This is a genomic window from Microcoleus sp. LEGE 07076, from assembly GCF_015207455.1.
GTDB lineage: Bacteria > Cyanobacteriota > Cyanobacteriia > Cyanobacteriales > Microcoleaceae > Microcoleus.
Genome location: NZ_JADEWV010000039.1, coordinates 12565 through 26095, shown reverse-complemented (window position 1 = coordinate 26095; position 13531 = coordinate 12565). Strand labels below are relative to the sequence as shown.

The following is a 13531-nucleotide window of genomic DNA, read 5'->3' as shown; positions in this document are numbered from 1 at the left end:
AAATTCTATGGCCGGCCCGAGTTCTGACAATCTCTCCTATCTTTTAGATGATAGTCCCAACAGTTTCGCATTAACTCCGGGCTTTTTGACTCCTTATCCTAACGGACTTTTTGCCCTCGGAGGTAACGATTTTATTGTCGGTTCCTCGGATGCCGAGCGTCTCAGCGGCGATAACGGTAACGATAGACTCCTCGGCGGCGGCAATTCCGATACACTCTTCGGCGGTGTCGGAAATGATTTGCTCAACGGCGGTGCCGGCAATGACCTGCTGTTTGGCAATCAAAGCAGCGATACCCTGCAGGGAGGTAGGGGAGACGATGCCCTCAACGGCGGCTCCGGTAGCGACGTTTTAGTGGGCGATGCGGGCAAAGATACGCTGACAGGGGGTTTGGGCGCAGATACCTTTGTCCTCCGCAGCGACACGGCAGTCTCCGATCCGGCTGCTGCTGATATCATTACTGACTTTAACAGTTTTGTGGATGCGATCGGACTGACTGACAATCTTACCGAAGCTGACTTGATTCTCGAAGAAATCGCGATCGCCCCCGGCATTTCCAATACATTAATTAAAATTCGCCAATCCAACGCTATTTTAGGCTTGGTAGCCAACGCATCTCCACAAAACCTCGCAGATACATTCATCTCAGCAAATAGCGTATTGGGAAACCAACTGAGTCAAGCTCGCGATTTAGGCGTTTTGAGCAGCACTCAAACGATCGCCGACTCGGTTAGCAACGCCCACCCAGACGACCTTTACCGCTTTACTTTGCCTACAACTAGCGACTTTAAATTAACCGTCAGCGGTTTGAGTGCCGACCTTGACGTTGCGGTAATTAAAGACATTAACGGCGACAATTCTATTGACTTTACCGATATTATTGCTTCTTCTCAAGAACCGGATTTATTGCCGGAGTCGATCGACATCAAAAGTTTGGCAGCAGGAACTTACTTTGTCCGAGTTTATCAATATCGAGACAGTACAAACTTTACCCTAAATCTGTCTGCAACCCCTCCAACTATTTCAGCCAACAATATTAGCAACTTGCCCGGTTTTGACACTCGTTCCGGCTTCGGTTTGGTGAATGCCGCAGCCGCAGTTGCCAAAGCTGTCGGTGTTGCAACTTTTCCTGACGTTCCCGACTTGGGCGGCGACGAGTGGGGCAGAGATTTAATTAAAGCTCCAGAAGTTTGGGCGCAAGGCTTGACTGGAGACGGCATTGTAGTAGCAGTTATCGACAGCGGAATTGACTACAATCACCCGGATTTGACCGGGAATATTTGGAGCAATGCGGGAGAAACCGGCGTTGACGCGGCCGGTCGCAATAAAGCTAGCAACGGCGTTGATGATGATGGTAATGGCTTTGTTGACGATTTCCGGGGATGGGATTTTGTCAACAACGATAATGACCCGATGGACGATAACAGTCACGGCACTCATATCTCGGGTTTAGTTGCTGCGAAAAAAGATGGGGTAGGAATTACTGGAACGGCTCCAACTGCGAAGATTATGCCTTTGAAAATACTCGATCGCGCGGGAGTAGGGAAAATTAAGGATGAAATTGATGCGATTAATTATGCCGTGGCAAATGGAGCGAAGGTGATTAATGTCAGTTTGGGCGGCCAACAGTTAAACGATCAAGAATTGAGCGCAATTCAAGCGGCCGAAGCTCGAGGCGTACTGGTGATTTCAGCAGCGGGAAATGATGCTCGCCCGCAAGTGGATTATCCGGCTCGGTTTGCAAACGAAGTAGGAATTGCTGTCGGTGCTGTTAGCCGCAACGGCTTGTTTGCAGATTTTTCTAACCGCGCGGGAGCGGAGGTACTCAATTATTTTGTTGCTCCGGGCGGCGACGGCGGCAGGGCAGATTCTGGTGACGTTTATTCAACTGTGCCGCTTTCTCAACCTGGAATTCCCTATCGATATTTTGCGGGTACTTCTATGGGAGTGCCGCACGTAGCCGGGGTGATAGCTTTGATGTTGCAGGCCAATCCGAATCTGACTCCTGCTGATATTAAGAGGATTCTGGCAGAAACTGCCAATCGAGCGGTTTAAATTCGATCCGGTTCGCAGTCAGGACTGAGCGTCCTTCCTCATCACAATCTGAAGCAGAAATAAAGTCCTCACTACAAACTTTATTATAGGTTCGCAGTCAGGACTGAGCGTCCTACAACCACCAAGTCCGATCCTTAATAATTGGCGGCGTAAGTCAAATCAAATTGGCGGCACAGATTGATGCAGCAGTAGTTTGGTCGATCGAATACTAACTCGTAATTCATCTGGCCCTCAATTTTGACGATCGGCTGCTTTAAGGGGATGCCGTGAATGTCATATTGGCGGCGTTCTAAGGCACTCCAATCGATAATTTTGATGTCGATTTGGTTCTGCAAGTCACTTGCAATCAGAAATAAGTGCATCTTATCTTGAACTTTCCCTGTCAGGGGAATCTTGATTAACACTGACTGAGTGACGATCGGTCTTTGGTCGTTGGGATGCTTCTGGGTGTGGCAGCTTTGCAGTTCGATATCGTAAGGTTCTACCTTGAATTTCTCTCCGCTGGCGATCGCAGACGAGTGCAAATCTTTCAAGCACTTTTCTAGGTGAGGGATCAGCCCTAACTCTGGATCGCACAGCAGTTTGCGAATATTTGAAGTTTCAGTGACTGTCATTGTTGATTTTTATGTTATTTTTTGATTCTTAACTTCTAGCTTACCGCCAAAAGCAGCCATATTCTACTCTACTTGCGACATACTTCCAAAAATCGCTTTTTTTGGAAGTATGTCGCCGCGAACTAGATCTTTTTTTGCCTGATTTTTTGAATATTATTTTTTGGTAATTTTCCACAGATTGAGTTCGACATTACCAACCGCCGGATTTATTTGATAGTTTTGCTGCCCAATTGCCGATCGCAACACTGAGGAGGGCCTGTATAAAAACAACTCGCCAAAACCGCCGGGAATTTTCGGGGGTTCTGGTTTTTTGGATGCCAACTCTCGGTTTTTGTAGCAAGCAGTATAACAGCGGGGTTCTATTAGCAGTTTTACTTTTGGTTCTAGGCGATAACTTAAAGGCATGATGTATGCGATATTTGTATCGCTAATAATTAGGGGATTGCTGGCTTGATTAACTATTCTTGCTACTGCCAATTCGGCGCCCAGCCAGCCGCTGCCTTTATTCCACCAAGTATCAGCTTGAGAACTAACTCCACCGGATACGATTCCTGCTAAAAACAGTACAGATATTACTATGTTCCATAGTTTTTGCTGTTTAAAGTTATCTAGATTGTTGCTAATTTTCGCAGACAGCAGGTAAGCAACTGCTAGCTGAATTCCTACATAACAAGGAACTAAATATCGCGGATTTCCCGATCGCCTTCCGCCTTTAAGTAGATCGGGTAAAGCTAAAAATATTGCGGTTGTTGCAATTAATAACAATACCAGCAACCACACCCGCTTTGGTGTTTGCCGGCACAGAAAATAAATCGCATAGCCGACTAAACCTAGAATCATGATGCCAGCGGGAATTAGCAAGGCTAGTTGTGCGGCGCTGGCACTTCCATCAATGCCAATATCAAAAAATGCTATGCTGACTGCGCCCGCCCACCTGCTAACTAATCTTAAGAGACTTGTCTGTTCGGCCCACGCTGTTGTGCTTCTAATTTGATTGAAGTTTTCTACAGTATTTAGGAGGGAAGGCATCCAGGCGATTAATGCTACTAAAGCTGCTACATAATAGGCAACAAATGTTTTGACATCGCGCCAGTTGGCAATAACTGCGACGTAGATTGCATGGGCGGCGGCGACGCAGACAAATAACAAGTGGGTGTACAATCCGATTGCTGCGGTGACTGCGTAAAGCGTCCAGTGAGAAACCAGCCAAATAGGATTTTGATTTTCCTCGGGGCGCATCGATCGCAGCAAGGCTGCACTCGATAAAATAGTAGTTAATGTCCACAAACTGTACTGTCTTGCTTCTTGGGCAAATAAGATGTGGTAGGGAGAAATCGCGAAAATTGCGATCGCCATCCAAGCCACAGCAGAGGATTCAAATAACTCCCAAGCCAGCCAATAAATAGCGGGGAATACTAGCAAGCTAATCAGGGCGGCTAAGCTTCTCATTGCTGTAACTGAAGTGCCGAACCATTGCGCCCAATATCGCGCTAGTATATAATACAGCGGTGGGTGTTGCGGGTCTTCGATTGCTAAGGAATTCAGGGTATCGCTTAAGGTTTTTTCGGAATTAATTTGCTGGTATTTTTGTAAATCCGAGGGCGAGATTATTTTCTGGTACGAAATTTGTTTGATAATTTCCGCTTCGGTGTAACCAGAAACTCTTAAAGAAGTATAGGTCTCGTCTATCCAGTAAAATTTGCGATCGAGATTTGCGAAGCGAAATAAAATGCCGATTACTAATACAATAACGATCGCAAAAACCCACCAATTTCGGAAAATTTTAAAACTCATTAACCTATACAATTTATTAATTACAGTCATTACACCTCACCAAAAAAGCAAGTTTTGAACAGGCAGGATGCCTGTTCCACAACAATAATTCCAGAGGTATATTAGTCAAAAGTGTTGAATCATTAACTGCTAACCAATGACTAATAACTAATGACAACTGTCAACCGTCAACTAACTAATCCACTCCTTCAATCGGTGCAAAACCTTGTCGTTGAATGTTCTCGGTTATTGTGCGCGGTTCGAGGAATTGCAGCAAATAATCCGGGCCGCCGGCTTTGGAACCAACTCCCGAAAGTTTGAATCCTCCGAAGGGTTGCCGCGATACCACTGCGCCGGTGATTCCGCGATTTATGTACAGGTTTCCGACTTCAAAATCGGCTTGGGCGCGATCGATATGCGAAGGCGTGCGAGAATACAATCCGCCGGTTAAAGCAAAGTTTGTACCGTTAGCAATTGCGATCGCTTCATTGAAATTTTTTGCCCGAATCACCGACAACACCGGGCCAAAAATTTCTTCTTGGGCGAGAGTTGCAGTCGGGGATACTTCCGTCACAATCACTGGGCCGACAAAATAACCGGTTTCGGGTGCCGCCATTTCCAAAGCGATTTTGGCTTCGGCGCGGCCTATTTCGATGTATTCGCGGATGCGCGACTGGGCGGTTGCATCGATGACTGGCCCAACTTGAGTGCCGGGATTTTCGGCTGCGCCGACATTGAGCGATCGCGTGGCTTCTACCAATCTTTCCACAAAAGTATCGTACACCGACTCGACCACAATTACTCGCGAACAAGCAGAACATTTTTGACCGCTATATCCAAACGCCGAATAAACTACGCCTGCAACTGCTTGGTCTAAATCCGCACTTTCATCGACAATAATTGCATTCTTGCCGCCCATTTCCGCAATTACTCGCTTCAGGTGTTTTTGGCCAGGTTGCAAAATCGCAGCTTGGGCATAAATCTGACAGCCAACTTCCTGAGAACCGGTGAAGGTAATCATGTGAACGTCGGGATGTTTCACCATGTAAGCGCCGACGGTTGAACCTTTGCACGGCACGTATTGAAATACGCCTTTGGGAATTCCCGCTTCTAGCAAAATCTCTGCTATCTTTGCAGCAATTACTGTGGAAAATTCCGCAGGCTTGAGTAAGGTACAGTTACCTGCAACTAGCGATGCAACTGTCATGCCGACGGGAATTGCGAGGGGAAAATTCCAAGGAGAAATGATTAGAGAAATGCCGCGCGGTTGATATGTGTAGCGGTTGTTTTCTCCGGCTACGTCGTAGTTTGTTCCTTGTTCCAACCTTTCCATTTCGTCGGCGTAGTAGCGACAAAAATCTATGGCTTCGGAAACTTCTGCATCGCATTCTTTGACGGGTTTGCCAACTTCAAATACCATCCAAGCTGACAGTTCGTGCCGCTTTTGTTCCATCAATTCTGCTGCTTTGCGGAGGACTCCGGCGCGCTGGCGCACGGGGGTTTTCCGCCAGCCGGTAAAGGCAGATTTGGCTGATTCTAGGGCAATCTTTGCTTGTTCTTCGGAAATCAATCCGATTTTGCCGACTATTTCTGCGGGGTTGGAAGGGTTGAGAGAGTTAACTGTTGTTTCGGTATTTTGGTACTCGCCGTTGATTAGCGGTAAGTAGGTTTTACCTAGGTTGGCGCGCACTGATTTGATGGCTGTTTCTGCTTGTTGCCGCAATTTGGTATTGGCGTAGTCGGTATCGGCAACGTTGGGGAATACTTTGCTGTAAACTAGCTGGTCGTTGCCGTTGGCTACTGGTGCGGCTAATAATTGTTCGATCGGCATTTCTTCGGAACTTTGCCGGATGAAAGAACTGTTGGCGGTATTTTCCAGCAAGCGGCGGATCAAATAAGCCATTCCCGGCAGCAAATCGCCGTAGGGACAGTAGACTCGGACGCGATAACCCCGATCGACCAACAGCTTTGCCAATTTGTCGCCCATGCCGTACAGGACTTGCATTTCAAAGCGGCGGCGCGGTATGTTGAGAGTTTCGGCAATGGCGATCGCCCTGGCTTGCGATCGCACGTTGTGACTGCCAATTGCTGCATACAAATATTCGTGATTTTCTAGCAGCAACTGCGTCATTGCTTCAAAATTCGCATCCGTTACAACTTTGTCGTTGTAGACCGGCTGCGGCCAATCTTTCTGCATTGCTTTGATAGTTTCCTGATCCCAATAAGCACCTTTCACCAGCCGTACAGTTATCGGATTGCCCCGTTTTTTAGCCCACGCAATAATATCTTGCAAATCTTGTTTGCTGTCGCGCAAATATGCTTGCAATGTAATCCCAACATCCGTGCGACTGCGAAACTCTTCCTCTAACAATAACTCTTTCAGAATGCTGAGAGTTAAACTCTTGTAGGCATACTGTTCCATGTCGAAGTGAACAGCAGTTCCCAACTCCTGGGCGCGGCGCAATAACAGGCGAATTTTCTCGCTGACTTTCTCCTCGCTGCCTTTAGCATCCAGCGGGTCAAACTGAGAATAAAAAGCCGTTAGTTTGACAGATACTTGCACTCGCGGCAAAGTTTCGCCGTCAGCTTTGTCAATGGCATCTACCTGCGACCAATTCTTCGCTGCATTCGCCAGTTCCGCCATCAATTCCAAATAGCGGTTGAGATAAATCTCCGCCTCAGCTTCAGTGATGACAGCTTCCCCCAAAAGGTCAACTGTAAAACCCATTTTATCTTTGCGAAGTCGCTCTAAGGTTTTAATTACCTGCCTGATATTTTCCCCAGAAATATACTTGTGCGCCAAAGTTTCCACCGCAGGCGCAACCGTCGTCGCCGCCAATTGACCGGGGACAGAATCAGCGTTAGCAAAGCTGAGCAATTTTTTCAAAGCTTCGGGCAATTCTACCTCTTCCACACTCAGGTATTCTTGCAAGTGGCGGGCAATTTCCGGCTTGCTGCGGAGGGCGGGCAAACAGTCAATAAATCTAAACAATTGCACCCGCAGTCCGGGGCTTGCCATTGCCCAATCCATCAGTTTGTCGTCCCAGCGCATTTGGTCTTGCAGTTGACCGAAAAACGAGCGCTTTTTGTCTTGAGTTGCCTTCAGGATTTGTCGAGCTATTTCCTGAGTTTTTGCTTCGTAGGTGCTTGGAGATACTTGTGCGACCATTGGTAATTAGTAATTGGTAGTTGGTAGTTGGTAACTGGTAATTGACAATCGGGGCGGCTTGATATATTTGGCAGCGGGAGCATCTCTTTCGCAATGTGAAAAGCATTTTTTTTGAGCGCGCGAGTTCCCGCAACCTCGCTTGCCGAATATATGTCAATACGGTTTACTTAACATTATTTATGCCCGGAGATCCCTTGCAGCATCCCCCTGGTTGTAGGGGGACTTTAAGAGCTTCTTGTCCCCCCCTTTTTAACGGGGGTGCCAGGGTGATCTGTCTTAAGTGAACCGTATTGGAATATATGTAGCGAGCTCGCGACAGCACTAAAAAAGCTCTCACGCTTGATGCTCCCTTTTGCAATTGCCCCCCGCTCAAATTATAGTTGCTAATTGACTTCAATTTTAACTCCGTAGTTTGCTTGGCGATCGCCGGAAATTTCAATAGTATAATCGCCGCTGCTGGCTAATTGACCTTGCCACTCACCTGTGCTACCAGCAGTACCCAATTTTTCACCGTTAGGAGCAATAATTGCTGCGCTAACATCACCTTCTTGAACCTTTACTGTCATGCTTTGGCCGCTATTGCAGTCGAGCAAGTAGCGCTTGGATATGTTGGCGCGCAAACTATTTCTCAGAATAACTCCGGTAGCGCCGGCTTGAAAGTTAACTCGCTCAGTTACAGGGGTTTCCACCGCAGCGGGAGAAGGAGAAAGAGAAGGAGAAGGAGCAAAAGAAGGCAAGGGAAACGGCGAAGCAAGTGGCTGAACACCTGCGAGAGAGGGCATTTGAGTAGGATTGGGCGACGGTGCGCTTGCTGGTGGCCGTGCCGTGCCCGGTGCTGGGGGAAGTCCCGGCAGGCGGTTGGCGGGCGCTGCCGGCACTGGTGCTGGGCTTTGGGGGAGGGGTACGTCAGCGGGCAGTCTGATTTGAATATTCGCTCTTTCTTGATACATTTTCCACGCCAGTAAACTGCCGAGACTGAGTACGGAACCGACTAACATTCCGCTGATAAAAACTGCCCAAACTTGCCACTTTTGAGCTGATTTCGGTTCTGGATTTGCCGTTTGATTGAGTTTAGTTGGATAATTTTCACTGTCAATGCTTTCCGCAACGACCTCGCTGGCAATTGGAATTGTTTCTGTTTCTGTTTCAAGATTGGCAGTAAAAATATCTTGTATAACGGCATTTTTTGTCGGACTTTTTATGGGGGTATTTGTAGTTAAACTATTTTCGGTTTTGGGTGTTTCAATGGAAATTTCTGCTGCTTCAGAAGTGACTGTTAAATCATCTTCGATCGCGGCATTTTTCAGGGGAGTTTTTGCTGGTGCGGAATCGGCCGCGAAACTGCCAATTGTTTCCGGTTGCCGACTCAATATTTTATTTTTTTCAATTTCGTCACTCATGGGATAAAATTCTCGTATAAAGATTGCTATTTAGCATTTTACGCGATCTGTGCGATCGCCCGCAGTAAAATAATACCGCAAGGCTATTGACAAACTGCCCAAAAACTCGATCGAGGAATCTGTCGGCTGGGGCGATCGTAAATTTACGAACTTTTAAAACATCTGATATTTATCGAGATGGACGATTGACTCGAACCAGCATTCCTGTGAGTGTTTCCACATTAGCAATAGCCTCCGAAATTCGTGCAGCCATCCTCTGTCGGTCTTGTTGGTCGTCTTTACAGACAATGATACCAGAATGGTTGGGTTGTGAAGCGTGCAGTCGGATAAAATCGATTCTATTGAGTGTTAAAACTGCCCGTTCCTTTGTAACAGCAAAAGCCAGGACATCTTCATCAGGAATGCCCAGATTTGCATTCCTGGCTTGTTGTACGGTAAGCACATCGTGACCTAGAGCGCGAAGTAATTCAACTACTACCCAAGGGAATTGTTCAACTGCATACAAACCTGCCATTATGTTAATCTATATCGTTCAAATTAATTGCTGCTTCAATCTCGTCAGGAAATGCTTCAGCATAAGCCCAAGTATTTTTCAAGTCGCTAGCGCTAAGATGCGGATAATCTGCTAAAAGTTGAGCATCAGTTGCACCTAATCGGCGAGACTCTACCAGTCCCCAAACAGAAATTCTAGTGCCTGCAATCCTGGCATTACCGCCGACAGTACCGGGAGTTTTTTCAATTCCCTGCCAGGTGTTGGCTAAACTTTGAGCTAATATCTGTATTGCTAGAGCTTTCTCAGGCGGAGTCAGGGAAAGCAGTTGCGGTTCTAATTCTTTTAGTGTCATAGTCTATCGCGGGTTTGGCTGCTGGGAATGTCGTATCTATATTATAACGATCGAGCTTTTTGCAGGGTAGCCATCTCTTAAACTCCTAGGACAGTTTTGCTAAATATTAGCAGAGGAAGGCAAGTTTTGGAGGTATGTTGGGATTTACGGTTGGGTAGGGGCGGGTTTATGAGATTGTTCGTTACAGGCGAGTATTGTTGGTGAAACCCGCCCCTACAAATTACCAATTCCCAACTCCCAATTCCCGATTAATAATTATTAGGCAAAGACTGCCAAAAAGGCTGCGGTTCTGGCTTCCTCAGAGTATTCGTCGCCGACTGCACGTTTCCTTTCAATTCTTGATAATACCTATCATCCAGAAAACTAACACTAACACCACCCGGAATTAGCAGTTGGCGCAATCTTTCTTGAGTGTAATCTCTGCCGTCAATCATCGCCCCGCGTGGATTGGAAACTAACAACTTGCCGTTGACAGGTACCGAATTGACCATATTCGGCCACCAAGCATAACCGCTGTAGCCAAACATGGCTGGAACTTGAATAATTTGGTCGTCTGCGAGGGAAAACTCTCTTTTCAACTTTTCTAAAATCGGATCGAGTTTCTGCTTTTGCAAATTGAGATTATGTTGAATTAAAGCTTGATTTTTCAAAGCGGCGCTGACTGTAGTTTCATTGCTCAAACCGCGATTTATCGTAACATCGCCGTAACCTTTTCCTGCCAATTCTTCCAATAGTCTAACTCCTGCTTCTGGACTGACGATCGCCATTACATATTTTCCTGAAGTTTGACTCGGAATAAAATTGATAATTTCATCGACTTGACGAGTCAAAAGCCAAGAAGTATCAATATCCACCGGGGGGCCTTGAATTCTTTGGGCTTGAATAAAATCAAGTACCTCTGGATTAAAACTAACATTCCCCGAATTCCCGTAATAAACTCGACCCATTGGGTATCCGGGAATCGGTGGCGTTACTTGCAAATTTCCGTATCCGTCCGACCACTGATTAACAGGGTCTAAAGACCGAACACTGCCAACTTTAAACACTTTCAAATCCCGCTGTTGAGTTGATTTAGCCTGCTGGTTTTGGTCTGGTTCCAGATTGCTTTTTATGGCTACATTAAATTGACGCAGCTCGGATTTATCGGGAAGTTGAACGTAGCCGTTTTTCTGAATATTTTGCATCCAAGCATTGTCGCCCTGAATGATTTTTATTCGAGCGCCTGTGGGTTCTACTGCTTGTTTTAGTTGCGAGATAAATTCACTGTTGGCGGCCCCTCTGTCGCTGACTTGAACTTCTGTTACTGGTGCGGTATTGGCTGGTATTATCCAAGGACTGACACCCATTTGGATTGTGGTGGTGGCGATTTGTTGACCGTTGTTTTCGGCAGTTGCTTTGAGATTGACTTTGCCACTCCAATTGCGATCGGCAAATTGTTTAGCTTCGACACCTAAAACAATATTCGTGCTGAAAACTAGGGGTTTTGTACCGGATATATCTACAGCTTGCCATCCATCGCCGATTTTCTGGAAAACGTTGATATGAGGGCTGGCGATACTATCAGCAGTGATAAATAATTGAGAGGTTTTGAAGTTTTCAGACAAAGTTAAGTTAACTTGAGAAAGCATGGCTGCGCGGCGGGGGACGCTAACTTTGGTTTGTTTCCAAGCGGCTATTTTTGTGCGATCGTTCTTGGGATCGTTAAATGCAATTAGCGCCCCGCTAGACAATGACCATTGTTCTTTTCCGGCTTCGTCTAGTTGATTAATTTCGCCGTCTCTGTTAGTATCTCCCGCAAAGAAGAAGTTGGTCGGCGAGGCTGCGAGGTCTACAGGGGCGGGAGTTGCAGTTGCGGTTGATTCAGGAGTTGGTTGAGGAGTTGCTTGCTGATTTCTTTCTAATTCTTGGCGGACGAGTTCTTGGCGGGCTAATTCCTGCTTTTCTAATTCTTGGCGGGCGAGTTCTTGGCGGGCGAGTTCTTGGCGGGCTAATTCCTGCTTTTCTAATTCTTGGCGGGCGAGTTCTTGTTTTTCTCGTTCTTGGCGGATTAATTCTTGTCTGGCGAGTTCTTGTTTTTCTAGTTCTTGGCGGATTAATTCTTGGCGGGCTAATTCTTGCTTTTCTCGTTCTTGGCGGGCGAGTTCTTTTTTCTCTTGTTCTTTTCTCTGTATTTCTCGGCGGGCGAATTCTTTTTTCTCTTGCTCTTTTCTGGCTAGCTCTCTTACTTGTTCTTCCTCGGCTCTAATTTTCTCTTGAGAACGTGCTACTTGCCATTCGTAGGTAGCGACAGTGAGGTTTCCTTGATATTCGATGGTTTTGTCGATCGCCCGCTCGGCCAAAAAAGAATCGCGAGGAATGAGTCGCAGGTGGTTTAGCGCCATTTCCCACAGGCGTTGTGACTCTTCCCAAGTAGCAGGAGAAGCTTGAGAAGTGCGTCCAATTACGACAGCTTTGGCGGCTATTTTAGCAGCGTCTTCCCAATTATTTTTAGCTCTTTCTTCGGTTTGAATCTGAATTTGAGCGTTTTGGAGTTGCTGTGCCAAATTTTCCGATTGCTGGCGGTTCCAATAATGTTGTGGGGAAAACAGGCTGCTGTCGGGATTTTTCGCAAGATTATCTAATTTTACTTTGAGGCGATCGCGCAATTTGTAGAGTTCCGGGAGCGATTGCGGAGTGTCGCCGTCTGACTGTCGCCCTGAGAGTGCGAGTTGGTAGTGGAGGGAAGGTTGAGCCACTGTTGCGGGCACAGCAACCCAAATAATACCGATGACGACACCGAAAGCATTGACAATGGCGATCGTAATATATTTAACTAACTGCATATAGTTTATCCTCAGACACCCAAATGATTTTACCTAATATTGGGATAAATGGGAAATTTAATTCTAAAAACTTACGCATGAGGCCCAGAAACCGGGTTTTTTACGAAAATGTTTCGTAGTTGTTAATAGATTAAGCGAAAAACCTGGTTTCTTTGTCGGAGTCAATCAGGAATCCCCAGTCCACCATTTCCAGCTTCCTGCACTGTCAAAACATTGCGACCAAAATTTAAATCCCGCAACAGCTTATTCCTTGCCAAGTATTGCTTAAACTGCGATTAAAACGGCTGGCTTAAATACTCTTCGACATCTTTAAATACTGTCCAGGGAAAACTCTCAGGACGATCGAATATTTTATCAGGCGCGATAAATCTGTAATTTGTCTGAGCTAGCTGGCGATCGCATTTTCTTAATTACCGAGGTTTTACCCATCCGGCACTCTGCACTCAAAATAACACTTTGCTGCTCTAAAATCTCCTACAAATCAGAAATTAGCTGGTCGGTACCCATGACTTCTGCTGGGGCAATTTCGCCCCCTGGATTTGCTTTCATTTTTTTGTGGTTAATTATATTGTCATATATATAGCGGTTCGATCGCGTTGTGAGGTATCCGGGATACTTCCACTCCTAGCCTATGCCCACTCCTAGCCTATGCCTAGGAGAGCACCTGATGTTACGCTCGAAAGGCTATACGTTATTTTTTTTGTAATTTAAATTTGACGTATATTGGAGCTACGCAAAATCAGTACCACAGAAGGCAGAGCGGACAGATATATATCCTCAGACAGAGTTTGGGAACCAGAAAAAATGAGAAAAAATGTAAAAAATATGGGTGAAGTTTTGTTAAAATACGGAAAA

At 46.2% G+C, this 13531-nt stretch carries 8 protein-coding genes; 1 reads left to right on the top strand and 7 read right to left on the bottom strand.

Annotated features, from left to right (window positions below; all coding sequences use genetic code 11):
- Positions 1-7 precede the first annotated feature (7 nt).
- The gene (locus IQ270_RS32120) at positions 8-2053 is read left to right on the top strand and encodes a S8 family serine peptidase (protein ID WP_193972922.1); all 2046 of its coding nucleotides are present in this window, start codon (positions 8-10) and stop codon (positions 2051-2053) included.
- Positions 2054-2187: 134 nt separating this feature from the next.
- Here IQ270_RS32120 and IQ270_RS09220 read toward each other — a convergent pair whose 3' ends face one another.
- From IQ270_RS09220 to IQ270_RS09190, 7 genes are all read right to left on the bottom strand, one after another.
- The gene (locus IQ270_RS09220; protein WP_193972921.1) at positions 2188-2667 is read right to left on the bottom strand and encodes a hypothetical protein; all 480 of its coding nucleotides are present in this window, start codon (positions 2665-2667) and stop codon (positions 2188-2190) included.
- A gap of 153 nt (positions 2668-2820) precedes the next feature.
- Positions 2821-4461: a glycosyltransferase family 39 protein gene (locus IQ270_RS09215; protein ID WP_228056199.1), complete on the bottom strand. Its 1641-nt coding sequence runs from the start codon at positions 4459-4461 to the stop codon at positions 2821-2823.
- A gap of 175 nt (positions 4462-4636) precedes the next feature.
- Positions 4637-7609: an L-glutamate gamma-semialdehyde dehydrogenase gene (gene pruA, locus IQ270_RS09210; protein WP_193972919.1), complete on the bottom strand. Its 2973-nt coding sequence runs from the start codon at positions 7607-7609 to the stop codon at positions 4637-4639.
- Between the two features lie 383 nt (positions 7610-7992).
- Positions 7993-9009 carry a hypothetical protein gene (locus IQ270_RS09205; RefSeq protein ID WP_193972918.1) on the bottom strand — a complete coding sequence of 339 codons (1017 nt, stop codon included), beginning with the start codon at positions 9007-9009 and terminating at the stop codon, positions 7993-7995.
- A 169-nt stretch (positions 9010-9178) separates the two neighbouring features.
- Positions 9179-9523 carry a DUF5615 family PIN-like protein gene (locus IQ270_RS09200; RefSeq protein ID WP_193972917.1) on the bottom strand — a complete coding sequence of 115 codons (345 nt, stop codon included), beginning with the start codon at positions 9521-9523 and terminating at the stop codon, positions 9179-9181.
- Positions 9524-9527: 4 nt separating this feature from the next.
- Positions 9528-9854, bottom strand: coding sequence for a DUF433 domain-containing protein (locus IQ270_RS09195; RefSeq protein ID WP_193972916.1), 327 nt, complete (start codon positions 9852-9854; stop codon positions 9528-9530).
- A gap of 248 nt (positions 9855-10102) precedes the next feature.
- Positions 10103-12676: a protein-arginine deiminase family protein gene (locus IQ270_RS09190; RefSeq protein ID WP_193972915.1), complete on the bottom strand. Its 2574-nt coding sequence runs from the start codon at positions 12674-12676 to the stop codon at positions 10103-10105.
- Positions 12677-13531: the final 855 nt, after the last annotated feature.